This is a genomic window from Paenibacillus oryzae, from assembly GCF_001675045.1.
In the GTDB taxonomy this organism is placed as follows: Bacteria; Bacillota; Bacilli; order Paenibacillales; family Paenibacillaceae; genus Pristimantibacillus; species Pristimantibacillus oryzae.
The window spans coordinates 132049-156089 of record NZ_LYPA01000031.1; the positions used below are offsets into that span (position 1 = coordinate 132049).

19 protein-coding genes are annotated in these 24041 nt (G+C 49.9%); 12 read left to right on the forward strand and 7 right to left on the reverse strand.

Translation table 11 applies throughout. The annotated features are described in order from the left end of the window. Positions 1-92: 92 nt before the first annotated feature. From A7K91_RS04860 to A7K91_RS04890, 7 genes are all read right to left on the reverse strand, one after another. Positions 93-1112 carry a GNAT family N-acetyltransferase gene (locus A7K91_RS04860; protein ID WP_082967236.1) on the reverse strand — a complete coding sequence of 340 codons (1020 nt, stop codon included), beginning with the start codon at positions 1110-1112 and terminating at the stop codon, positions 93-95. A 237-nt stretch (positions 1113-1349) separates the two neighbouring features. Next, complete coding sequence (gene cyoD / locus A7K91_RS04865) at positions 1350-1679, reverse strand: cytochrome o ubiquinol oxidase subunit IV (protein ID WP_068680228.1); 330 nt, start codon at positions 1677-1679, stop codon at positions 1350-1352. A 1-nt stretch (position 1680) separates the two neighbouring features. Continuing rightward, complete coding sequence (cyoC, locus tag A7K91_RS04870) at positions 1681-2337, reverse strand: cytochrome o ubiquinol oxidase subunit III (RefSeq protein ID WP_082967237.1); 657 nt, start codon at positions 2335-2337, stop codon at positions 1681-1683. Next, positions 2337-4325 carry a cbb3-type cytochrome c oxidase subunit I gene (locus tag A7K91_RS04875; protein ID WP_068680230.1) on the reverse strand — a complete coding sequence of 663 codons (1989 nt, stop codon included), beginning with the start codon at positions 4323-4325 and terminating at the stop codon, positions 2337-2339. Before A7K91_RS04875 ends, cyoC begins: the two co-directional genes overlap by 1 nt. Positions 4326-4354: 29 nt before the next feature. Next, entirely contained in the window at positions 4355-5314 is a 960-nt protein-coding gene (gene cyoA, locus A7K91_RS04880; RefSeq protein WP_068680232.1) for a ubiquinol oxidase subunit II, read from the reverse strand. A gap of 346 nt (positions 5315-5660) precedes the next feature. Continuing rightward, positions 5661-5960 carry a hypothetical protein gene (locus A7K91_RS04885; protein ID WP_068680234.1) on the reverse strand — a complete coding sequence of 100 codons (300 nt, stop codon included), beginning with the start codon at positions 5958-5960 and terminating at the stop codon, positions 5661-5663. 137 nt (positions 5961-6097) lie between these two features. Then, the gene (locus A7K91_RS04890; RefSeq protein WP_082967238.1) at positions 6098-8221 is read right to left on the reverse strand and encodes a transglycosylase domain-containing protein; all 2124 of its coding nucleotides are present in this window, start codon (positions 8219-8221) and stop codon (positions 6098-6100) included. A 183-nt stretch (positions 8222-8404) separates the two neighbouring features. Between A7K91_RS04890 and A7K91_RS27360 the strand changes: the two genes are divergently transcribed. The 12 genes from A7K91_RS27360 (at position 8405) to argS (ending at position 24013) form a co-directional block, all read left to right on the forward strand. Next, on the forward strand, positions 8405-9340 hold the full coding sequence (locus tag A7K91_RS27360) for a response regulator (protein WP_342671727.1): 936 nt from the start codon (positions 8405-8407) through the stop codon (positions 9338-9340). Positions 9341-9459: 119 nt separating this feature from the next. Then, positions 9460-9981 carry a helix-turn-helix transcriptional regulator gene (locus A7K91_RS27365; RefSeq protein ID WP_342671728.1) on the forward strand — a complete coding sequence of 174 codons (522 nt, stop codon included), beginning with the start codon at positions 9460-9462 and terminating at the stop codon, positions 9979-9981. Positions 9982-9987: 6 nt separating this feature from the next. Next, positions 9988-11754 (forward strand): cache domain-containing sensor histidine kinase, encoded by a 1767-nt coding sequence (locus A7K91_RS04900; protein ID WP_068680236.1) that lies wholly within the window; start codon positions 9988-9990, stop codon positions 11752-11754. A 200-nt stretch (positions 11755-11954) separates the two neighbouring features. Continuing rightward, positions 11955-13265 carry an ABC transporter substrate-binding protein gene (locus tag A7K91_RS04905; RefSeq protein WP_068680238.1) on the forward strand — a complete coding sequence of 437 codons (1311 nt, stop codon included), beginning with the start codon at positions 11955-11957 and terminating at the stop codon, positions 13263-13265. 164 nt (positions 13266-13429) lie between these two features. After that, positions 13430-14245 (forward strand): carbohydrate ABC transporter permease, encoded by an 816-nt coding sequence (locus A7K91_RS04910; protein ID WP_082967247.1) that lies wholly within the window; start codon positions 13430-13432, stop codon positions 14243-14245. Next, positions 14238-15062 (forward strand): carbohydrate ABC transporter permease, encoded by an 825-nt coding sequence (locus A7K91_RS04915; RefSeq protein ID WP_068680242.1) that lies wholly within the window; start codon positions 14238-14240, stop codon positions 15060-15062. Before A7K91_RS04910 ends, A7K91_RS04915 begins: the two co-directional genes overlap by 8 nt. A 75-nt stretch (positions 15063-15137) precedes the next feature. Continuing rightward, positions 15138-18218 (forward strand): beta-galactosidase, LacZ type, encoded by a 3081-nt coding sequence (gene lacZ / locus A7K91_RS04920; RefSeq protein WP_068680244.1) that lies wholly within the window; start codon positions 15138-15140, stop codon positions 18216-18218. Between the two features lie 157 nt (positions 18219-18375). Continuing rightward, a complete protein-coding gene (locus tag A7K91_RS04925) occupies positions 18376-19986 on the forward strand; it encodes an AraC family transcriptional regulator (protein ID WP_169833374.1) in 1611 nt (536 codons plus the stop codon). Between the two features lie 118 nt (positions 19987-20104). Then, the gene (locus A7K91_RS04930) at positions 20105-21106 is read left to right on the forward strand and encodes an ABC transporter substrate-binding protein (RefSeq protein WP_169833375.1); all 1002 of its coding nucleotides are present in this window, start codon (positions 20105-20107) and stop codon (positions 21104-21106) included. A 154-nt stretch (positions 21107-21260) separates the two neighbouring features. Beyond that, positions 21261-21797 carry a DNA-deoxyinosine glycosylase gene (locus A7K91_RS04935; RefSeq protein WP_068680251.1) on the forward strand — a complete coding sequence of 179 codons (537 nt, stop codon included), beginning with the start codon at positions 21261-21263 and terminating at the stop codon, positions 21795-21797. A gap of 105 nt (positions 21798-21902) precedes the next feature. Next, the gene (locus A7K91_RS04940; RefSeq protein ID WP_156739327.1) at positions 21903-22331 is read left to right on the forward strand and encodes a YwiB family protein; all 429 of its coding nucleotides are present in this window, start codon (positions 21903-21905) and stop codon (positions 22329-22331) included. Positions 22332-22333: 2 nt separating this feature from the next. Further along, the gene (argS, locus tag A7K91_RS04945; protein WP_068680255.1) at positions 22334-24013 is read left to right on the forward strand and encodes an arginine--tRNA ligase; all 1680 of its coding nucleotides are present in this window, start codon (positions 22334-22336) and stop codon (positions 24011-24013) included. Positions 24014-24041: the final 28 nt, after the last annotated feature.

Below are 24041 nucleotides of genomic sequence, written 5' to 3' on the forward strand. Positions count from 1 at the left end.
TAACCCCAAAAAGTTGAAGCGTTCAACATTCGCTTCAACTTTTTGGGGTTAAAGGGTTATTCCAGCTTTTTTGCTGTTTTTAAGCAGGTAGCTTAAGTAGCTCGTTCCGCCATTTTTTCGATGACGGATTCAATAGGCGCGAGAATGCGATAATGGCCGCGTTCGGGTAAATAGCCGAGCTTTCGATTGATGCTTAAGATTGGTACGTTAAGAGAGTCGTTATCCGTACGAATATAAGCAGCTTTTCGTTCAATGCCTAGTTCTATAGCTTTTAGTTTTAGAGCTTGAGCAATTTTACGGCCTCTGTAATCGCGATGGACGGTTGTGTACTCATGATAAAGTCCGTTGGTATCTTGATTGAAAATAACATTGGTGTAGCCTGCAAAGCGCTCTCCGTCAACCGCAATCAGCACCAGCTCCGGCGAAAAGCCTGTCACCTCCAGATACCACTTGCGCCAGCTGTCGTAATCCGGCGCGGTTCCCATATAGCCGGGAATATCGGGCATTGTTTCGATGGAAAGCTGAAACAGCTTCTGCAGGCTGTTATCGTCGGAAAGGTCAGCCAACGTTTTAATAACAAGCCCTGAAGCGGCAAGCTGCTCCTCGGAGGAGGGCAGGTTTTTTGCTTGCTCGCTATCTAAAGGGACAACAGATTGAAAAGTATGCCGCTCAACCACAAACCCGCGGTTTTCGGCAAATTGCAAATATTGCGGCTGGTTGTCCCATAAAGCGCTAATTAGTGCTGATGCTCCAATCCCTTGACTCCAATCCAGTGCATGCGCCAGCAGCAGGCTGCCGATTCCTTGATTGCGATAGTTTTTGTCTACAATCAGATGGTTGCAAATGTAGCCAGGCTCCGTCCAGGGCGCTCTCCAGCTGTTGAGATAACCAACTATAACCCCTTCATCGTTAACAGCTACCCGTCTCGTACGGTCATAACCGGCAAGTAGGCCGTTTTCGTCCTTCCAGGTATGCCCCGTTTCATACATCTTGGCATCTTCGGCCTCCAGAATCTCTGCTGTAACAGGCTCAGAGTTGTCCTGATTTTGCAGCTGTGCCAATGCCTCGTAATCGCCGGGCAAATCCAGCTCTCTTAAATAAAAAGTCATCATTTAGATCCTCCCTGTTTCTGTTTTCATCTATTTACTCAAGTATGACAGGAGGGAAATGGAGGCGATAGGGGCCAATTCAGTTATAACTGAATTGTTGGCGCGGCATGCTCTGTGAATGTAAAAAAACCGTACCGGAAGCTCCGGTACGGTTTTAATGCAAGCTGAAGCAAATTTTATTGGCGTTAAAACCTGCTGCTAAACGCGATTACATGCCCTCAAGAGGACGACGTAGCCGTTTTATACAGCCACTGCATTGTAGGTCATAATCCAGATGGAGCCTCCAACAATGACCAGCAGAATAATAAGGCCCAAAATAAGCGATGTCAAATTGTAACGCGGTTTTTTCTCTTCGCGCAGATGCATGAAGAAGAGAAGCTGAACGGCGAATTGAAGCACCGCGGCAATCAGAATGATGACGGTATTTGTTTTTTTGTCAAACATCTCGTTCATGACAACAACGAGAGGAATGATGGTCAGGACGATCGAAAGAACAAAACCGATGATATAAGATTTCAGAGAGCCATGGCTTTCGCCGTGCCCATCATGAGCTTGGTTATGGTTGGCCATCTTACATCACCCCCATCAGATAAACAATCGTAAAGACGAAAATCCACACAACATCAAGGAAATGCCAGTACAAGCTGATAATATTTACTTTACGTTTTGTAACCGGCGTAATGCCGCGTTTGGAAAGCTGGATAATCAATGCGATCATCCAGACAAGGCCAACCGATACGTGAAGGCCGTGCGTGCCGACCAGTGTAAAGAAAGCCGACCAATAAGCGCTGGTGCCGATATTGGCTCCTTCATTCACGAGGTGGATGAACTCGGTGGCTTCCAGATAGATAAAGGACGCGCCAAGCAGGGCGGTAACGATCAACCAGCCGATCAAGCCGTTTTTGTTGCCTTTGTTCATCGACAGAAGCGCAAGGCCGCTGGTGAAGCTGCTTGTTAGCAAAATAAAGGTCGATGCGATGATGCCCGGCAATTCAATCAGATCGCCTCCGGTTGGTCCTCCGGCTACGTTAAGGCGAAGAACGGCGAAGGTTGCGAATAAAGTACCGAACAGGATAACGTCCGTAATTAGAAACAGCCAAAAGCCGAATGTTTTGAGCTCTTCCTGATCATGATGGCCATGGTCGTGATGACCGCCGTGATGTTCGTGATGTCCGCCTGCGGCGGGGCTGCCGTGCGCCACGGCAACTTTATGCTTTTTCTGTGCCATTAATGTGCCCCCCTTGCCGCGGCTTCTGTACGTTCAATTTCATCAACAGGAACATAATAATCGGTATTATAGGTAAACGAGCGAACGAGCATGCAGACAATTACCCCGATCAGTCCCGGAATAACCATCCATGTCCAATCCCACACAAACCCGAAGCCGGCGATGAACCAGAAGAAGGACATCACAAACGGCACGCCGGAGTTGCGAGGCATATGGATCGGCTCCAGAGGAGCTTGCTCCGCCTTGGCAACATGCGGAAGCTCAGGCTCGCCCTTTCGGCGGCGTTCCTTCTTCTCCCACCAATCGTCACGGGAAGTGACAATAGGCGTACGAGCGAAGTTGTACATTGGGGCAGGAGACGGAATAGACCATTCCAGAGATCTGCCGTTCCATGTGTCGCCAGTTGGTTCTTTTTTGTAGAAACGAATGCTGTGAGCGATTTGCCATACCTGGAACAGGAAGGCAATACCCATCAGGAAGGCGCCAACCGTGGATACCACGTTAAGCGGCTGCCAGCCCATATCAAAGTTGTATTCGTTGAAGCGGCGCGTCATGCCCATGAAGCCGAGCGCGTATTGCGGCATAAAGCAAACATAAAAGCCGATGTTCCAGAACCAGAAGGCCCATTTGCCCAAGCCCTCATGCAGCTTGAAGCCGAACATTTTTGGCCACCAGTAGTAAAGGCCTGCGAAAAATCCGAACACTACGCCGCCGATCAAGGTCTGGTGGAAGTGAGCAATCAGGAAGTAGCTGTTATGGTACTGGAAGTCCGCAGGCGCAACGGACAACATAACGCCCGTCATACCGCCGATTACGAAACATGGAATAAAAGCAATGGTCCACATCATCGGGGTTGGGAAGCTTAGCTTGCCTCGGAACATCGTAAATAGCCAGTTAAACACCTTAACGCCCGTTGGTATTGCGATAATCATCGTTGATACGGCAAAAAACGCATTGACGTTAGCTCCGGAGCCCATGGTGAAGAAGTGGTGGGCCCAGGTGAAGAAGGATACGATACTGATTGACATAAGGGCATAAACCATGGAGCTGTATCCAAACAGTCTTTTCTTCGAGAATGTGGATACAATCTCGGAGAAGATGCCGAAAGCTGGCAGGACGACTATATAAACCTCGGGATGTCCCCACATCCAGATCAGGTTGATATACATCATCGGGTTGCCGCCGCCGTCCAGGGTGAAGAAATGCGCGCCTGCATAACGGTCAAGAAACAGCAGGAACAGCGTTACGGTCAAAATCGGAAATGCCAGAATGATGGTTAAGCTGGAAGAAAGCACGGACCAGGTAAACATCGGCATTTTCATCAGCTTCATGCCTGGCGCGCGCATTTTCAGGATTGTAACGATAAAGTTAATGCCTGTTGCCAGCGAGCCCATGCCGGAGATTTGAATACCCCAGATATAGAAGTCTTGGCCTACGCCGGGACTTCCTGACAGCTCTGAGAGCGGCGGATAAGCAAGCCAGCCTGCATCCGGCGAACCGCCGATAACGAAGGACAGGTTAAACAGCATAGCCCCGAAGAAAAACATCCAAAAGCTCAGAGAGTTCAGGAATGGGAAGGCTACGTCGCGAGCGCCGATTTGCAGCGGCACTACGATATTAAACAAACCAAACATCAGCGGCATCGCCATAAACAGGATCATGATAACGCCGTGTGTTGTGAAAATCTGGTTGTAATGCTCTGCGGTCAGAAACTCTAGCTCAGGCGCAGCAAGCTGCGTACGCATAAGGAGGGCGTCAACGCCGCCCCGGAACAGCATAAGAATGGAACAGATGATATACATGATGCCGATGCGTTTGTGATCAACGGAGGTCAGCCATTCCGACCACAGCCAGCGCCACTTTTTAAAATAGGTCAAAACCAATACGACGGCAACGAGAGTTAAGCCGATCGATACTTGCGCTCCGAGGATGAGGGGGTCGCCCGTCACAAAAAACTCGGAAGAAAATTCCTTGATTTTATCCCACATGATGGAATCTCCTTTCGTGAGCGGTAACCTTAATGCCCCGCATGCTCATTTTGAGTTGAATTAGTGTTGAATGCGGTTTGCGAATCATCCGTTTTGGGATCGCTGGCCGAAGCGCCGTGATGCCCGTGGCCTCCGCCGCCTTCCTCAACATATTGCGTTACAATTTTGTCGAACAGACCTTCCGGAAAGCTGGAGAACAGTTGAACATCCGATGGTCCAGGAGAGGTCAGCGATTCATAGCCGTCCATTGTCAAGACAGGGGCATCCCCCTTGACTTCGCTAACCCACTTGTCGTATTCCTCTTGCGATACAGCGTCCGCCGTAAAGGTCATTTGAGCAAAATCCTTGCCGTTAAAGTTAGCGCCGCTGCCGTAGTAGCTGCCCTGCTCATCGGCTTGCAGATACAAGGTCATCGCCATCCCCGACATGGAATAGAGCTGTCCGCCAAGCTGCGGAATCCAGAAGGAATTCATTGCCGTATCCGCTGTCAATTGGAAACGGATGGGCACCCCTTCAGGGAATTTGATATAGTTGACTGTAGCGATGTCCTCGTCCGGATACGTAAACAGCCACTTCCAGTCCATTGACGTTGCTTGAATCGTGATGGGCTGCTTATCGGATTCGAGAGGTTTTGACGGCTCCAGCATGTAGGTGTAATTCACGGTTACAACGCCAATGATAGCGATAATAACGATCGGAATGGCCCACCAGGTAGCCTCAAGCTTTGTACTGTGCTCCCAATGCGGCTGGTAGGAAGCTTTTCTGCCCGGGCGATCACGGTAGCGCCAAACGATTATGGCTGTCAGAATCAGAACCGGAACGATAATGATGGCGCACAAAAGAGTTGTAATAATGATTAAATCTTTTTGCGACTGGCCGATAGGCCCTTTGGGGTCCAGCACAATATATTGCGCGCCGCTGCAACCCGATAACGCGAATGCCATTGTGAGAAAAAGCACGGTCATAAGCATTCGGTAATAACGTCTCATCAAGGTTTCACTCCTCAGTCTATTCCTCATTTAAAGTTAGCATATGATAAAGATAACAGATTCAAACTCTCGTGACTGCTGGGTTAACAATAACGTAAATAAATATTCGATAATTCGCCATACCTCAGTCACCTGTTCGACATATGATTGGTGTTTTGTTCATTTTCTCATTTAAATGATACATTTCCTGCCAAAATCGCTGTTGAAATGTTCACATTTCATCGCGGAGTATGACTAAGGCCAGTCCGAATTTGAGGTGTACATTTTAACACAAATAAATAAGCCCGCCCAATCTTCCTTGGAAGTTGGGGCGGGCTTGAATAAGCAGAGCTGCGGTTGTTTGTTGTCAGGAAATCGGCTCTTCTTCAGGAAGAGAGGCGTTTTTGGACTCGGCATGTTGCACCATACGAGCATGCACGAGACCAATGGCTGTGCCAATCACATAAATGTGGACACTTCCGATCAGGAAGCCAATGCCAACCATCAATCCTGTGTTTTGATCGCTGAAATGGCTTAAATTAATAAGGGAGAGAAGAACGCCGATGCCTAAAATAAACCAAGCCACCGCCGTCATGAAGTTAACAAGACGTTTAACGTCCGGCTTTACTGTCTTGAGGTGATTCATGCTTGTTGTTTTTGTCGTCATATCGAACACTCCCGAATATGTTGTAAGTGCTTTCTTAGTTACACTATATCATATCTTATGCAGAATGTTCAAATAAATTTCACATTTTGTTTAAAATTTAGACAAAAACTCAAGCGGATTTTGATTCGGTTTTTTCCTTAATCGGACCACCATTTTTTGAAATCATGCCACCATGCCTTTTTTTTGCGTGTTTTTTCATTCGAACGGGTTTGCTGCTCCGTGACGTTGCCTTCTTCATGGCCGTCTGCATGATCGCTGGTACCGCATATTTCTGTGGGTTCCGTGCCTGATAGGAAGGTCTCAAGTCGTCTTGTCCCGCAGCTTGCGGCAGCAAGGCGCCCGGTGGAAGGCTCGATGTATACGGTGCTTACCCCCTCCGGCACCGCAAACATTTTGGGTGGAACAGCACTTAAAGCCCCCTCCATAAAGCTTGCAAAAATTGGAGCCGCCCGATGAGCCTCTGCGAGCGTAAGCTTTTTGTTTTTGTCATGCCCCACCCATACGGCTGTGGATAATTCAGGCGTATAGCCGACAAGCCAGGCGTCATAATCCGTTGTACCGGTTTTGCCCGCAACGGGACGCTTTATAATAGAAGAAACGCGGTTGGCAGTGCCGCCTTGCTCAAATACGCCTTCCAGCAGGCTGGTCATAACATATGCCTCAGCCGGACTGATAGGCTGGTTCATAACAGGCTTGGCTTCATAGAGCACCTTGCCCTTGCGGTCTTCAATCCGAAGAATGGCAATCGGCTCTACGCGGAATCCGCCGCTGGCAAATACGCTATAGGCGGAAGCCATCTCAAAGGGGCTAATAGGCGAGGAGCCAAGAGCAAGCGACGGCACCGGGTCCAGCGGGCTGCTTATTCCCAGATCCTTTGAGGTTTGAATGACTTTGTCTGCGCCAATCGTCATCAGTGTGTTGACGGCGTATATATTGTCCGAGGTGCTGATGGCTTTTCGCATATCAATAAGATCGTTAGCATATTTGTCGCCATAATTGCGCGGTTCGTAGCTTTTGCGCCCTTCATCGTAACTAAAGACGGTCGGCTCGCTGCGGAACTGCGTAACGGGCGTCATGTATCGGCTTCTCAAAGCTGTCAAATACAGCAGCGGCTTAAAAGCTGAACCGGGCTGGCGCGTTCGGGCGAATACCCGATTATATTGATTGGTACGGTAATCCCGTCCGCCTACCATTGCCTTGATGTAGCCATTTCGGGGGTCGATGGCCACCAGTGCCGCTTGCTGTCCGGAGTCGCCGGGAATTCCGTTTTTGATCGCATCCTCGGCTGCATTCTGAATGTTTTGATCCAGCGTTGTATAGATGGTAATGCCGCCTTTGTTCAATACAGAAGGTTGAATGCCGATTTCGTCCAGGGCGAGCTGGCGGATGTAGTCACGGAAATAAGGGGCGAACCCTTCCGGCTCTCCAGAGTCAAGGGGTTTTAGATCAAGCACCTCGCGATAAGCGTTCTCTGCCTGCTCCTTTGTAATAAAACCTCCCTCGGTCATCGACTCCAAAATGAGATATTGACGATCCTTGGCATTTTTCATATCCATGTAGGGTGAATAATATTTGGGGCCTTTCGGGATGCCGGCAAGCATGGCGGATTCCGCCAGCGTCAATTCCGAGGCATGCTTGTCAAAATAAAGCATGGAAGCAGCTTCAATGCCGTAGGAGCCGTGACCGTAATAGATTTGATTCAAATACATGCTCAGTATATCGTCTTTGGTGTAGTCCATCTCCAGCTTGGCTGTATACAGAGCCTCCTTGAGCTTGCGCTGCCACGTTTTTTCATGGCTGAGATAGAGATTGCGCGCCAGCTGCTGAGTCAGCGTGCTAGCCCCTTGGCGTGCGGACATGCTTTGCACATTAACAACAACGGCACGCGCCAATCCCCTCAGATCAAATCCATCATGCTCATAAAAGCGGCGATCTTCGATGGAAAGGGTAGCGTGAATGAGATCACGGGATATATCCTCCAGCGGGACGGAGCGTCTATTCTCGCCAGCGTGAAATGTATCGATAACATTGCCATGCAAATCCAGCATTTGTGAGGTTTGGCTGATGGCGGCAACGGGCAGCGGTTGAGAACGGACATAGAGGAATAAAGCCAGGCAAAGCGCAAGCGCGGCGGCCATCGCAACAGCAGTGCGTATCAGCCACTTATTCAGTTTTAGCATAAACGGCAAAAGCCTTTCGGAAATGCCCGGGAATAGGGCTTGGCGTCGCGGCTTGGGGGGGCGCTTAGAGGTCTGTTTCATAAAAATGGCTCCTTTTCTTAACACATCCTCTTATTTCCTTAGTATGGAAAAATGAAGAGATACCTATTCATTAATGCCCTTGGTACTGCGTAAAAGTCGGTATAATTGACGAACGCTATGGTTTATGGCGAACATAGCGGATATACTATATCTGCTTGAAAACAACGGATAGGAGGGACAGATATGAGTGAATCCGGTTACTGCAGAGTGCTGATCGTCGATGATGAGGTTTTGATCCGACAAGGGATCAAACATTTTATGAACTGGGAGCAGGAAGGCTTTCAGATTGTGGGCGAAGCGTCAAACGGTGTTGAAGCGCTGCGGATGATTCAGGAGTTGAGTCCTCATATTGTCATAACGGATATTGTCATGCCGTTGATGGACGGAGAAGAGTTGACCAAGGAAATCAAGCTGAAGCACCCGGAAATAGAGGTCATCGTGCTTAGCAGCTTTGGCGAATATCAATATGTGCGCTCAACGTTCCAAAACGGAGTAGCGGATTATATATTAAAGCCCAAACTGGATATTCAGCATTTGCTCGCCGTTCTTAAGCTGGCGGTCAAGCGGATTCCTTCACTTCAGCAGGGAAGCTCAGGCAGCTTTCGTTTGTCTGGAGACCGTTTGCTGGAGATGGTTTTGGGCGGATATGAAAGCGACTATCCAGCGGAGGATGTGCAAGCAGCCTTTCCTTATCCTCTTTTCCGCCTTGTCGCCGTTAATCAATCTTCAGGAAATGGGCGGCATGACGAGCAAGCCGGTATAAACGGGGCTGCCGTTCAAACGGAATTGGCTGAGCGTTTAAGCAAAATAGACGAAAGCGAGGGGCTGGAGGCTGTTTTTTATAGACTACCGGCATATAGCGGCTTTTCCATAGCGGTGGTGAACGGTGCGGCGGAGGCCATGGAAGCATTAGAGCACTGGGTCTCCGAGCAGGTTAACGAAATAGCGGGCAGTATCGTTGCTGTAACGGATGTGTTCCGTGAGCTTGGCGAAACTCGCCCGCAATACCGGAATTCCTTGCTAAAGCTGCTGGACTATTCTTTTTTTCTGCCTGAAGTAAGGCTGTTAAAAAAGGTCAGCTGCCCCCGCTGCCGGAGCCGCCGGAGCCGTTTCATCTGAATCGCTTCACAGAAATCTTCAAACGCGGACAGTTTCAGGCTGCATTCCAGTCCCTTCGCTCCCATTCGGCAGAGCTGGCTTCCTATTATATTGGCGACGTCTTTGAATATAAAACATTTTTGGGCAATCTTATTTTTAATATGACCGTACTGCTAGGCAATATGGAATATGACGTGAAGGAGCTGGAGGCTGCCAAATACAGCTACTTCAAAGAGATTGAGCAGTCCCAAAGCGCATTCGAAGCGCTTGCCATTATGGAACGCTTTATAAGCGAAGCAGAGACGCAAATCGCCATCAAGGAGCGGGGACAAGGCAATGACAATATGAAAAAATTGTTGAATTATATTCAGGAGCACTACGCAGAGCCGCTTACGCTTGGCGATATGGCGCGTCATTTTCATTTTAATCCGTCCTATTTGTCCAGTTACTTTACCGCTCATAATGAAGAGGGCTTTATTGACTACCTGCACAAGGTGCGGATTGGCAAGGCGGAGGAAATGCTGCGCACAAGCGATGAGCCCATTTCCGAAATCAGCGGCATGGTGGGTTATTCGGATCATAGCTATTTCTGTAAAGTTTTTAAAAAAAGCACCGGCTTTTCGCCCAGTCGCTATCGTAGGCAATTTCGGGGACAAGGATGAGGACGCATGAGCAAGCTATTTGACCGATTTAAATACAATGGCCTGTTTATTAAAATGTTTATTATTATGGTCGTCAGTATTATTGCGGTTTCCGTGACGACTACGTGGACCACCATCAACGTTTCCGAACGGGTTTTTACAGAAACCTTCAGCATTACAAACACCAAGGTCATCAACCAGATCAATAATAACCTGGATACCTTTAACTATTCCATTGCGCTGGCTACAAACAAATTGGCTCAGAGCGGTACGGCCAGGGAGTTTATGACGGAGGCTGACGGCAGCTCGCTCGCCAATTTCCGTTCCTTCTACGCGATGGGCGATGTCATGAAACGCATTAATTCGGGACTGGATGCCTATGGGATCGACATTACAGTTGCTGGCATTAACGGGAGAATATTTGCCTCCTCCGGCCAATCTCCGCTGGCCATGACGCATGACGAACTGATGCAGCATCCCTTGACGCTCCGTTCATTGGAGAGTCCCCGCAGAATTCTGTATCAGCATATAAATTCCAAACATGGAGTCCCGCTGCTGGTCGCTACGAGGCCGCTGAGTGATCGAACGACGGACAAGGTGTACGGAATGATTTTTTTTACAATGACCGAAAAGGAGTTTGCCGGTTTCTACAACACCTATACGAGCGAAGGCAATGAAGTGGCTGTCATTAGCGGCAACGGAACCATCGTTTCCTCGGGTCGAAAGGAATGGATTGGCACGGACGGCAGGGAGCTTCTGGCTTATGTCAAAAGCATGGAGGAAGCCGGCAAGCCTTATATGAATGTCGCCATTCAGAACCGGGAGCATATTGTGTTGTCCCGTTATTTGTCATCTCTGGATTATTATATTGTCAATCTGATTGATAAAAAAACGGCTATCGGCCAACTGACGGACATGCCCTCTATCATTATCAGCGTAGGCGTGATCGTAGGCGTGGCGCTTATTATCGTTTTTCTCATTTCCAGACGGCTGACCAGATCGTTGACGCGGCTGGTGAAGCAAATATCGACTATATCCAAATATGAGTTTCATCACAAGGTGTCTGTCGGGGGCAGTTATGAAACGCGGGAGCTTGGGCTCGCCTTTAACGGAATGCTGGAGGAGCTTCAGGATTATGTCGCCAAGCTGGTGCAGACGGAGAAGCAGAGAAGAAATGCGGAGCTGGAGGCGCTGCAGGGCCAGATTAATCCGCATTTCCTTTATAACACCTTGGCATCGGTCAAGTTTATGGTGCAGCATGGCGATCGAGAACGGGCTGCGGAAACCATTAACGCATTGATCTCCCTGCTTCAGAATATGATCGGCAATGTCAGCGAAACCATTACCCTCAGCCAAGAGCTGGTCAACATGAAAAACTATGTGCTGATCAATCATGTCAGATACGGCGAACGGATCAAAATGAATTATTTTATCGCACCGGATTGTTTGGGCTGCCATTTGCCGAAGCTCATTATCCAGCCTTTTATTGAAAACGCCTTTTTTCACGGCTTTAACGCCAAGGCGGAGGGGCATATTTATTTTATGGCTTCAAAGGAAGCGGATGCCCTTATCTGCGAGGTGGTGGACAATGGCGACGGCTTCGATATGAAGACCGACCAAGGCGCGGAGAATCTTAAATCATCCGGGAAGCGCCAGCTGTTTACCGGCATCGGTGTGCGTAATGTGCATGAACGGGTCCAGCTGCTTTATGGCGAGTCCTACGGCGTTGAAATTAACAGCCATCCGGGTGAAGGCACAAGGGTCAAAATAAGACTTCCCATCATTAAAGAATAAAAATCCTCCAACTTTCTAAATATATTTCTATTGCCGCACTTAACCATTTAGCAAACCCGTAATAATCTCACAAGTGTTGGCAAAGATAATTCTAACGTGCAGCAAAGACCCGGTGCTAAGATGAACACAAGGCATCAGGAACCGCTTACAGAGGAACTCGCACGAAATGTTTGCAGACAGAAAAATTGGAGGTCGACACAATGAAAAAAATGATGGCTTTATTGCTGGCCAGCATGATGCTGCTGGCTGCATGTTCATCCGGCAACAGCGGCAAGACAGATGGCAACGGCGGCACTACCGGCGGTGACAAAGGCAACGAGGCAACAAAAGTAACCGTTTGGGCATGGGATGCCAACTTTAACGTTAAGGCTATGAATCTGGCGAAAGAGGCTTACGCCAAGGATCATTCTGATGTAAACGTTGAAATTGTGGAAAATGCTCAAAACGATATCGTACAACGTCTGAATACAGGCTTGAGCTCAGGTACGACAAAAGGTCTTCCTAACATCGTGCTGATCGAGGACTATCGCGCTCAAAGCTTCATGCAAGCATATCCTGACGCGTTTTACCCTATTACAAAAAACTTCAAGGCATCCGACTTCGCTGAATACAAGCTTGGACCTACAAGCGTAAACGGCGAAAACTACGGCCTTCCGTTTGATTCCGGCGTAGCTGGCGTATATGTTAGAACCGATTACCTGGAGCAGGCCGGCTACAAAGTAGAAGATTTGCAGGACATTACCTGGAACGACTACATCGAAATCGGCAAAAAAGTAAAAGAAACAACCGGCAAGGACTGGATTTCCCTTGATCCTAACGACATGGGCATCATCCGCATGATGATTCAATCTGCGGGCTCGTGGTACCTGACAGCTGACGGCAAAAGCGCCGATCTGGCAGGCAACGTAGCGCTGAAAGAAGCGTTTGAAGTGTACAAAAACATGATGGACGCCAATATTGTGAAAATCCATTCCGACTGGAGCCAATATGTGGCCAACTACAATAACGGCAGTGTAGCTTCCGTACCGACAGGCAACTGGTTTACTGCTTCCATTACAGCGGCGGAAGATCAGAAGGGCAAATGGGCGATTGTACCGTTCCCTAAACTGGCGGGCAACGCAAAATCCGTTCATGCTTCCAACCTCGGCGGCAGCTCCTGGTATGTCCTGAATGTGGACGGCAAGGAAAAAGCGGCTGAATTCTTAGGCGCAACATTCGGCTCCAACGTAGACCTGTACCAAAAGCTGATCACTGACGTAGGCGCTATCGGCACGTACAAACCTGCGGCTGAAGGCGAAGCTTACAAAGCTCCAAACGAATTTTTCGGCGGACAAAACATTGTGAGCGACTTCTCCAAGTGGACGGCTGAAATTCCTAACGTCAACTATGGCATGCACACTTACGCGGTAGAAGACATTATCGTTGTGGAAATGCAAAATTACCTGAACGGCAAAAGCATCGACCAGGTGTTGACAGACGCTCAAAAACAAGCAGATGCGCAAATCAAATAGTTAGATTTAAATGGATGAAAACCTGGGACATGGCCTCGCTTGCTGAATAAAGGAGCAGGCTGGCGGCATGGACCGGGTTTTTGTCTTGAGAAGGAGGAACTGTAGTGAATATCAAATCAAAAACGAATGTAGTCAGCTGGTCCTTTATTTCCATTGCGGTCCTTATGATTTGCGTGTTCTATTTCTATCCCATGGTGCAGGCGCTTATCCTGTCGTTCAAATCGGGTACGGGCACCAATCTGAATTTTGTTGGCATCGACAATTACCAGCGTTTGCTTACGGATACAACATTTCTTGCTGCGCTGAAAAATACATTTCTTTACCTGATCATTCAGGTACCGATCATGATCATTTTGGCTATGTTTATTTCCGTGCTACTCAATGATAAAAACCTGAAATTGAAAGGCTTTTTCCGGACGGCGATCTTTTTGCCGGCCGTTACGTCGCTTGTTGCGTATTCCGTCATTTTCAAATACCTGTTTGGAGCGGACGGACTGATCAACACAGCATTGATGAATCTGCATCTTATTACAACGCCAATTCAATGGATCACCGATCCCTTCTGGGCGAAAATCACGATTATTATCGCAATTACATGGCGCTGGACCGGCTACAACATGATTTTTTACCTTTCCGCGTTGCAAAATATCGACAACTCCATTTATGAAGCGGCCAGAATTGACGGGGCTTCCTCCAGCCGCCAGTTTTTCAGCATAACGGTTCCCTTGCTCAAGCCGATTATCCTGTTTACGTCCATTACCTCAACGATCGGCACGCTGCAATTGTTCGATGAGGTCATGAATATTACAAAGGGCGGTCCGGGCAACGCAACGATGACGCTGTCTCAATACATTTACAACCTGTCGTTTAAATATACGCCGGACTTTGGCTATGCAGCTACCGTGTCGTATGCGATCGTTATTCTGATCGTCATTTTCTCCATTCTTCAGTTCAAATTGGCAGGTGATAAAAATGGCTAAGCTGAAACGCGTATTCATGTATCTGTTTTTGAGCGCCGCTGCGGTGATCTCCATTTTTCCGTTTATCTGGATGATCGTCAGCTCCACTAACCGCTCAGTCGACGTAACAAGAGGCAAGCTGCTCCCCGGAGCGTACCTGTTTGAAAATTTGCAGAAGGTTTTTGACACGGTCGATCTGGTGCCGGCGCTTTTGAACTCAGCCAAAATATCGCTTATAACCACCGCTTTGTCGCTGCTTATTGCCTCGCTTGCGGGTTATGGCTTTGAAATTTTCAGGACAAAGGTAAAGGATCGTATTTTCTCGATTCTTCTCCTGTCTATGATGATCCCATTTGCGGCATTGATGGTGCCGTTGTACCGGATGTTTGGCAGTATTTCACAGACTATGCCGTTTATCGGGATCGATACCATTTCGGCTGTTATTTTACCGTCGGTAACTACGGCGTTTCTGATTTTCTTCTTCCGCCAAAGCACAAAGATGTTTCCAAAGGATATGCTGGAGGCTGGCCGGATTGACGGGTTAAGCGAACTTGGCGTTTTCTTCCGCATTTACATGCCAACGATGAAAACGACCTATGCCGCTGCGTCGATTATTACCTTTATGTCCAGCTGGAACAACTACCTGTGGCCGCTCGTTGTGCTGCAGTCGCCGGAAAAACGCACAATCCCGCTGCTTATTTCCAATCTGGGGTCCAGCTATACACCGGATTACGGGGTAATCATGACCGTTATTCTGATCGCTACCCTGCCAACAGCAATTGTTTTCTTCCTGATGCAGAAACATTTTGTGGCGGGTATGACCGGATCCGTGAAATAACGGAGCCTTTGTGTATAATAGAAGAGATACACACCACAACATTACATGCACTTTTGTCAAAGGGGAGCAGATATCATGGTTCAAGCATCTAAGCCGTCACTCGACTGGCTCAGCGATGTCAGCGTATTTGAAGTAAACCGTCTTGCTGCGCATTCCGATCACAAGTATTATGCGTCGCTGGATGAAGCCAAAGCGCAAGGCGACATGCCGATGCGCAGCACCTTAAACGGCATCTGGAAATTTAATTATGCGGTTAATCCTGCCGCCAGACCGGCAGGATTTCAAGAACTCGGCTTTGATGTATCCGGCTGGGGGGAAATCGAAGTGCCGGGACATATTCAAATGCAAGGTTACGGCAAGCCGCAATATGTGAATACAATGTATCCATGGGACGGACACGAGGAATTGCGTCCGCCTCATATTTCGCAAACCGACAATGTTGTCGGCAGTTATGTCAAATCCTTCTTTGTGCCAAGCCATATGGAGGGCAAGCCGCTTTATATTTCCTTCCAGGGCGTGGAGACGGCTTTTTACGTTTGGCTGAACGGTCATTTTGTCGGATACGGCGAAGACAGCTTTACGCCATCGGAATTTGAACTGACGCCTTACGTGCAGGAAGGGGAAAATAAGCTGGCCGTCGAGGTGTTCCAGCGCAGCACGGGCAGTTGGCTGGAGGATCAGGATTTCTGGAGATTCTCCGGTATTTTCCGCGAGGTGTATCTGTATACCATTCCTGAAATTCATGTATCCGATCTGCATATTGCCGCAGAGCTGGATGAAAGCTTTACGGCGGGCAAGCTGACAGCCGGGCTGGCATTTGCAGCGTCTGTTCCTGCCGGAGCACGGGCATCCTTGACCCTGTACGGCAAGGATGGCTCTGCGGTTGGCGAAGCCTCCATCGAGCTTGGCGCAGCCGGCTCCGTTTCTGGTGAATACAGCAAGCTGGAGCTTGCCGTGGACAAGCCTGCATTGTGGAGCGCAGAACAGCCCAATCTGTATTTGGCGATTATCGCCATAACCGATGCCAGCGGCAAGGTTGTAGAGGCCATACCGCAAAAGGTCGGCTTCCGCCGCTTTGAAATGAAGAACAAGCTGATGCTGCTCAACGGCAAACGGATTGTATTCAAGGGTGTTAACCGCCATGAGTTCAATATCCGCCGCGGCCGCGCGATTACTAAGGAAGATATGATCTGGGATATCCAGACCATGAAACAAAATAATATCAACTCGGTTCGGACATCCCATTATCCTAACCAGACATTATGGTATGAGCTTTGCGATGAATACGGCATTTATGTCATCGACGAAATGAACCTGGAGACGCATGGCTCCTGGCAGAAGATGGGGGCGGTCGAGCCGTCCTGGAATATTCCGCATAACCGGCCGGAATGGCAGGATATCGTGATGGACCGTGCCGTCTCCATGTATGAACGGGACAAAAACCATCCTTCCGTCCTGATCTGGTCGCTTGGCAATGAATCCTATGTAGGCGAGGTGCTGGTTAACGTCTCCCGCTTTTTCCGCAGCTCCGATTCCAGTCGTCTCGTTCATTACGAAGGCGTGTTCTACGATCGGAACTTCTCGGAAGCCAGCGACATGGAAAGCCGCATGTACGCCAAACCGGCCGATATTGAGCAATATCTGGACAACAATCCGGACAAGCCATATATCAGCTGCGAATATATGCATGCTATGGGCAACTCGCTTGGCGGCATGAAAAAGTACACCGATCTTGAAAATAAATATCCAATGTACCAAGGTGGCTTCATCTGGGACTATATTGATCAGTCCATTCTGACGAAGGATCGTTACGGCAAGGAGTTTCTTGCTTATGGCGGCGACTTCGGCGACCGTCCAACGGATTACGGCTTTTGTACAAACGGCATCGTGTATGCCGATCGCAAGGTTTCTCCAAAAATGCAGGAGGTTAAATTCCTGTACCAGGATCTTAAGCTGTCGGTAGATAAAAAAGGCGTTGAGATCGCAAACGAAGGTTTGTTTGCGGACACGTCGCACCTGGAGCTGGTCATTTCTTTGGAGAAGGACGGCGTAGAGCTGGCTAAAGAAAGCTTGTCCGTTAATGTTGCGGCTGGTGAAAAGGCCTGCGTTGCGTCCGCTCTTGCAGAGCAGGCTTCGCAGGGCGGCGAATATGCCCTGAACGCCTCGTTCCGCCTGAAGGAAGGCACGCTGTGGGCTTCCGCCGGACATGAGGTTGCGTTTGGTCAACACATTTTTGCCGTCCAGGGGGCAACCGATGTTGCGTCCGGCTATAACAAGTACGACGAGTACGCGCCGCTGAAGGTTATTCACGGCGATGTCAATATCGGCGTCAAAGGCCGCGATTTCAGCATGATATTCTCCAAGCAGGCCATGAGCCTGATTTCATTGAACTACGGCGGACGCGAGATGATTGCTGCGCCTCCGGCGCCGCTGTTCTGGCGTGCGACAACCGACAATGACCGCGGTTACGCGCAAGGCTACGACGCAGGCATCTGGTTTGCCGCCAGTCTGGCGCGCAAATGCATATCTGTCGATGCATCCGTTGATGAAGAAAGCGGAAGCGTGACGGTAGCGTACCGCTACACCTTCTCCGTTGCTCCTGAAGCGGAAGCGGGCATTTCCTATACGGTGCGCAAGGATGGAAGCATTTTGGTTCAATCCGATTACAAGGGCTCGGCAGGTTTGCCAAGATTGCCGATTTTTGCGGTTTCCTTCAAGGTTTCGGCAGATTATGATCAGCTGGACTGGCTGGCTCTCGGTCCGGACGAAAACTATGCGGACCGCGCAAACGGAGCGCGTCTGACACGCTTTACAGGAACGGCTGCGGGCAATGTATCCGGCTATCTTATGCCGCAGGAATCCGGCAACCGGATGGGCGTGCGCAAGCTGGCAGTTACAGACGCCGGAGGCCGGGGCATTCGTATCTTGTCCAATGGCGAGCCAGTGGAATGCGGCGTATCGCCTTATACGGCGCTGGAGCTGGAGAACGCGCAGCATCATTATGAGCTGCCGCAGGTTCATTACACTGTAGTGACAGTAGCGGGACGCCAGATGGGCGTTGGCGGAGATGACAGCTGGGGCGCGCCGGTGTACGACGAGTTCCAGATCAGAGGCGACGAGGATCATTCCTTCTCCTTCGTTATTGAACGGATATAATTAAGCAGCAGGCGGCTGCCATTTTCGCAGTAAACGCAAGCTTGCGTTCATGAAGCTTCTAAATAACCGTATTCCGGTCATTATGCCGGGGTACGGTTATTGCTGCTGGACGGAAGGATTGGAATATGTTTGGATTAAAGGAGGGAAAGGAGGGGGTATGATGAGCAGCATCATGTACGAGCTGTTGGACATACGATTATTGGCTGATAAAGGGACGCACATCCCTGTCTCCATCCCGCCCGAGTCTCCGCTCATTCTGATCCCCTCGGAAGGGATTGCCGTGTCTGACGGCAAACAAATCCACCGGGTTGGCAAAAAGCAGCTTATTATTCTGCATCGGGGAGGCGGAGAATGGCGCTTAACGCCAGAGGCGGGCGAGCGATTCGGGGATGTATGCGGCGTCCGGTTTCAGAGCTACCGTCTGGTGCATAGAGACGCGCAGAATCTGCACTACAGCGTCAGCATAGATCATCTTCCCGGGCATGGTCATGTCATAGACGTAACAAGATATGCCGCCGCGTTGATTGCGAGCCTGCTGGAAGAGGCCAGGAGCAGCAGCCCATTAGCGTTGGCGGAGTCGCCCAAAATGAGGCTTTTGCTCCAAGAACTGATAGAGGCAATATCCACCCGGGCTTTGTTCGCGGAAGGATTCCCTGTGCGGGACAAGTCCATCAGGCAAGCAGTTGATTATATCGCCCGCAACTTTGCCAAGCCATTAACCCGTGCGTCGGCGGCGCAGCTGGCAGGCTTTAACGAAAGCTATTTTTCCTCGTTGTTCCGGAAAGAAACAGGCTGGGGATTTGGCGAATATGTAAATCGAGCTCGTATTGATGAAGCGAAGCGATTGCTGCTTGCATCAACTCAGAGCTTAGGGGAAATTGCCTATCGCACCGGATTTTCCGATGCTTCCTATTTTGGCAAAGCCTTTCAGAGAGTAGCCTTAATGTCACCGGGCAGCTTCCGTAAAAGAAGGGGAGCCCGGCGTATCGCGGCTATGCAGTTTTATGGGGCGCTGCTTGCGATAGGGGTGAAGCCGCTTGCGGGCACCCATGAAATCTGGCGATCATCCGTGCTGCTTCACGAGGAGCTGGGAGAGCTTGTGCTTATGGAGCATTTGGGGCAAACGGAGGTGCTGGAAGCGCTGGAGCTGGAGCTGATTGTTGCGCCGGCTTATTACTGTCATTATCCAGAGGTGCTAAAGGCATTGGAACGTATTGCTCCCGTTGTGCTTATTCCATGGGGCGAGAGAAACAAGCTGGAGGAAGTAAGGGAGGTTGGAGGCCTGCTGGGGCGTTTGCCGCAAGCGGAGCAATGGATAGCTTCGTATCTGGCGCAGGGGGCCGCCGCTCGTGAAGTGGTCCAGTCTTTCGTTAAAGACAGTGAAACGGCTGGAATATATGAGCTGTGGTATGAGGACCAATGGATGATTCCTCATTGGCCGGTGCGTTCCACCTATAATCTGTACGAAATATTGGGATTAAAAGCTCCGAGGCGAATTGAGGAAGATGTGCTGGAGCCTAATAAAGCAGTCAGAATCAAAGAGCAGGAGCTTCCGCTTTATGCTGCCGGCCATATGTTTGTCATTGTGCCCGGAAAAGACCCGGAGACCTATCGCAGCAAGCTGATGCAGCGAAAAGTGTGGCGTCAGCTCGTTCAGGAGCAAGGCTGCCGTCTCTATATGCTTTCGCTTGATGAATTTTGGATGGATGAAGGAGTGTCACTGCAGAAGCAGTTGACTATTATGGTGTCATTATTGACTGGCGAATAACAATCCAACAAATGTACCAGACAGGTATCCAATTTTTCTACGTCGACTTGCGGTAAAAACCACCATTATAATGAGTTTATGTTCGCGAATGATAATCATTATTAATGGAGGGTTTAGCTTGAAACAAAAACATTTTTTCGTCATTATTATTTTGGTTGTATTGATGAGTGTTATTAGCGCTTGCAGCAGTAGAGGAGATGGCAACGAGGCCAACGCTCCAAGCCCGACAGCAGCAGAAAACCAGACGCCGGAAGCTGCGCCTGATACCCATGAAGAATCCTTTACCAAGATTGTAAAAGCGCCGTTAGGCGATGTTGAAATTCCCCAAAATCCGCAGCGAATTGTCACCGACGGGTATTTGCCCGAATTGCTGGTGCTTGGCGTCAAACCGGTTGGCTCCACTGGCTTTGAACTGGAAAACAAGGTGATTCAGGATCAAATAGAAGGCATTCAAAGCACAGGAGAAAGATCGCTTGAGGTGATTCTCTCGCTTGAGCCGGACCTGATTGTAACGTGGACATCGGACATGGCCATTCTGGAGCAATATCAAAAAATCGCCCCGACTCTTTCTGTGCCGTATGGTTACTTCAACAGCATTCATGAAACGATCGGCTTCCTGGGCGATGCGCTGAATAAAAAAGCGGAGGGCGAGGAATGGCTGGCGGGGCTGGATCAGACTGTCGCTGAAGCGCGCGCCGAGCTGGAGGGTATCGTCGAGCCGGAGTCTACCTTTGCATTAATGGGCGTATTTGTAGTAGACAGCGGCTTCTATATTTATGGCGATGGAGGTTATCGCGGCGGTGAAGCCATCTATACGCATCTGAAGCTGACACCTCCGAGAAAGCAGCTGGAAGAGATGATCGGGAAGGAGCAGTACAGGCAAATCTCGTATGAGGTCGTGGATGAATATGCGGGCGATTACATCTTTATTGATCAGGGAGCCATGATTTCCGAGGTGTGGGGCAACAATGAAGGGGTATGGAAGTCGCTGGATGCCGTCAAAAATAACCGTGTCATGCCGCTTGATCCCGACTTGTTCTGGGGTAATGATCCTATTTCCCTCAAGCTTCAAATTAAAGAAATTGTCAGAATGCTAAAGGAGAATGCAAGTCAGGCTTAACGCCGAAATAAGCGGCTTATTGCTTGTCGGGACTTAACGTAGATTACGCTTTTCAAAACCTTGCGCCGCCTTGCTGCGGTTCAAGGTTTTTTTGCGGAGTTTTCAAAGACTATTGATATTTGGCTATAATGGAAAAAGAAAAGAGGTGGCGAGCATGTCGTTCATTTATTCGTTTCCTCCCGTCGTGGACGAACGGGCGCGCGTCCTGGTGGCGGGAACGGCCCCTAGTGTCAAATCATTGGAGAGAGGGCAATTCTACGGTCACCCTCAAAATTACTTCTGGAGGATTGTTTATGCGCTGTTCCAGGGCCTGATGCCTGGCGACGAGGGTTATGGCGTGCCCGACCCCATCTACGAAAACAGGCTTTCTTTTTTACAGAATCATCGGTTGGCCTTATGGGACGTTATTCATTCCTGCGCCCGCGAGGGCAGTCTGGATGTCAATATCAAATCGGAGACGGCAAGCGATATTCCGGGCCTGCTAAGGCGCTACCCTGGCATCCGATGCGTGGCCTTCAACGGGAGTAAAGCTTATGATACCTACATGAAGGCTCACGGCGCAAACGCCGCCGGGGACGTGACGCTGCTCAAGCTTCCTTCAAGCAGCCCTATCCCTACCCGAACGATGAGGAATCTGGAAGACCGTGTTGCCGCATGGAAGGTTATTATTCCTTTTACCGAAGAGTCATAAGCGGTGTTATACAATGTAGATAGCAGGCGCAATGAAGTGTTGAATTTAAAAGCCTTCCTGTATATAGTAGTAACATATGAATGGAAGGAATGCGGGAGCGAAGCCATGAATCAGCGAGCAAAGGTCCAGCTTGTGCTGGAGAGCAGGATCGATGGCCGGAAGGAGGTCCACCGCTACAAGGGCGAGTGGTTCCGCAAGGAAAAGTCGATCTACATACGCTATGCCGAAGGCGAGGGCAATCAAGCGCTGCTTCGGTATACGCCGGGGGAGCTGTCCCTTAAACGAAGCGGAGGCGTGTCGTCGGAGCAGCTTTTTGTTCCGGGGCAGAGCAGAGTCGGTTCCTACACTACGCCGCAGGCCGCTTTTCAGCTTGAAACGACGACAACGTCGCTTGTGGTCAAGCGGGACGCGGGGGAAACGGCTGAACTGCCCGGCAGCCTTCCTTTTGACTTGGAATGGCGGTATAAATTGAAAGTCGGCGGACAAATAGCGGGTAACTTCCATATTTGTCTCCATATACAGGAGGAGTCTTGAGGATGAGCGGAAATGTGTTGGAGCAATTGTACGAAGGGGTAAAAGGCGCAATCGCTGACGCGGTTGTTGCAGCGGGGCTTGCAGCCAGAGAGGAGCTGCCTGCTTTTGTGCTGGAGGTGCCCAAGGATAAGGCTCATGGCGACTTGGCTACCAATGCGGCTATGCAGCTGACCAAGCTGGCCAAAAAAAATCCGCGTCAAATAGCGGAAGCTATCATCGCCAACCTGGACGGAGGCAAGGCATTTATTACGGCGGCCGAAATTGCAGGCCCGGGCTTTATTAATTTCCGCCTGGATAAAAGCTACCTGTATCCTGTTGTGAGCGAGGCGCTGCAGGGCGGCGGCGATTACGGCCGGGTAACAATCGGAGCGGGTCAAAAGGTTGAGATGGAATTTGTCAGCGCCAATCCGACGGGCAGTCTGCATTTGGGACATGCGCGTGGAGCGGCTGTTGGCGATGCGTTATGCAATGTGCTGGATTTTGCGGGTTATGATGTTACTCGTGAATATTACATTAACGATGCCGGCAAACAGGTGGAAAATCTCGCCTTGTCGCTGGAGGCCCGTTATCGTCAGGCGCTTGGCCAGGAGGCTGAAATGCCTGAGGACGGCTACCATGGCGAAGATATCGTTGGTTTTGCCAAGGAGCTGGCGGAGCAAGAGGGAGACCGTTTGCTTTCGCTGTCCGCAGAGGAACGCTCTGCTTTTTTCCGGACATTTGGCCTGGAGAAGGAGCTTGGCAAAATCAAACGCGATCTGGAGCGGTTCCGCGTTGGGTTTGATCTGTGGTACAGCGAAACGTCGCTTTATGAATCCGGGCAGGTCGTGCAAGGACTGGAGGCGCTCAAGGCGTCCGGTCATGTCTATGAGGAGGACGGCGCAACGTGGCTGGCCACGACTACATTTGGAGATGACAAAAATCGCGTGCTGGTGAAAAATGACGGCTCCTATACCTATTTGACGCCGGACATCGCCTACCATCGTGATAAATACAGCCGGGGATACGACCGGATGATCAATATTTGGGGCGCGGACCATCATGGCTACATCCCTCGGATGAAAGCGGCCATGGAAGCATTGGGCAACGATCCCGGAAAGCTTACAGTGCTGATCGCCCAAATGGTGAGTCTGTTCCAGAACGGCGAAAAAGTCAAAATGTCCAAGCGCACCGGCAAAGCGGTGACGATGGAGGATTTGATGGACGAGGTTGGCGTAGACGCCATGCGTTATTTCTTCAGCATGCGCAGCATGGATTCGCATCTCGATTTTGATATGGATTTGGCGATTTCCACCTCCAATGAAAATCCGGTATTTTATGTTCAATACGCCCATGCGCGGATTTGCAGCATTTTCCGCCAGGCGGAGGAGCAAGGCATCAAGCTGCCTGAAATCGGCAGTGTAAACCTGTCCAAGCTGAACTCGGAAGCGGAATATGATCTGCTGCGCAAAATCGGCGAGCTGCCTCAGGAAGTGGCGGATGCAGCGTCCGGCTATGCTCCGCACCGTCTGATCCGTTACGTCTATGAGCTTGCTTCGCAGCTTCACAGCTATTATCGCGCTGAACGCGTCATTACGGAGGATAGCGAGCAGACTGCTGCGCGTCTGGCTTTGCTGGCCGCTGTTCGTGTCGCCCTCGCCAACGTGCTGCGTCTGGTAGGCGTGTCCGCGCCAGAACGGATGTAGACCTGTGGCATTGACCCGATAAATAAAG

What these genes read in the sequence shown, in the direction of transcription:
- argS (WP_068680255.1), top strand. Translation starts at nt 22,334, where the DNA reads ATGAGCGGAAATGTGTTGGAGCAATTGTACGAAGGGGTAAAAGGCGCA.
- A7K91_RS04875 (WP_068680230.1), bottom strand. Translation starts at nt 4,325, where the DNA reads ATGTGGGATAAAATCAAGGAATTTTCTTCCGAGTTTTTTGTGACGGGC.
- A7K91_RS27360 (WP_342671727.1), top strand. Translation starts at nt 8,405, where the DNA reads ATGAGTGAATCCGGTTACTGCAGAGTGCTGATCGTCGATGATGAGGTT.
- A7K91_RS04890 (WP_082967238.1), bottom strand. Translation starts at nt 8,221, where the DNA reads ATGAAACAGACCTCTAAGCGCCCCCCCAAGCCGCGACGCCAAGCCCTA.
- A7K91_RS04885 (WP_068680234.1), bottom strand. Translation starts at nt 5,960, where the DNA reads ATGACGACAAAAACAACAAGCATGAATCACCTCAAGACAGTAAAGCCG.
- A7K91_RS04905 (WP_068680238.1), top strand. Translation starts at nt 11,955, where the DNA reads ATGAAAAAAATGATGGCTTTATTGCTGGCCAGCATGATGCTGCTGGCT.
- A7K91_RS04900 (WP_068680236.1), top strand. Translation starts at nt 9,988, where the DNA reads ATGAGCAAGCTATTTGACCGATTTAAATACAATGGCCTGTTTATTAAA.
- lacZ (WP_068680244.1), top strand. Translation starts at nt 15,138, where the DNA reads ATGGTTCAAGCATCTAAGCCGTCACTCGACTGGCTCAGCGATGTCAGC.
- cyoD (WP_068680228.1), bottom strand. Translation starts at nt 1,679, where the DNA reads ATGGCCAACCATAACCAAGCTCATGATGGGCACGGCGAAAGCCATGGC.
- A7K91_RS04860 (WP_082967236.1), bottom strand. Translation starts at nt 1,112, where the DNA reads ATGATGACTTTTTATTTAAGAGAGCTGGATTTGCCCGGCGATTACGAG.
- A7K91_RS04925 (WP_169833374.1), top strand. Translation starts at nt 18,376, where the DNA reads ATGATGAGCAGCATCATGTACGAGCTGTTGGACATACGATTATTGGCT.
- A7K91_RS04915 (WP_068680242.1), top strand. Translation starts at nt 14,238, where the DNA reads ATGGCTAAGCTGAAACGCGTATTCATGTATCTGTTTTTGAGCGCCGCT.
- cyoC (WP_082967237.1), bottom strand. Translation starts at nt 2,337, where the DNA reads ATGGCACAGAAAAAGCATAAAGTTGCCGTGGCGCACGGCAGCCCCGCC.
- A7K91_RS04910 (WP_082967247.1), top strand. Translation starts at nt 13,430, where the DNA reads ATGATTTGCGTGTTCTATTTCTATCCCATGGTGCAGGCGCTTATCCTG.
- cyoA (WP_068680232.1), bottom strand. Translation starts at nt 5,314, where the DNA reads ATGAGACGTTATTACCGAATGCTTATGACCGTGCTTTTTCTCACAATG.
- A7K91_RS04935 (WP_068680251.1), top strand. Translation starts at nt 21,261, where the DNA reads ATGTCGTTCATTTATTCGTTTCCTCCCGTCGTGGACGAACGGGCGCGC.
- A7K91_RS04940 (WP_156739327.1), top strand. Translation starts at nt 21,903, where the DNA reads ATGAATCAGCGAGCAAAGGTCCAGCTTGTGCTGGAGAGCAGGATCGAT.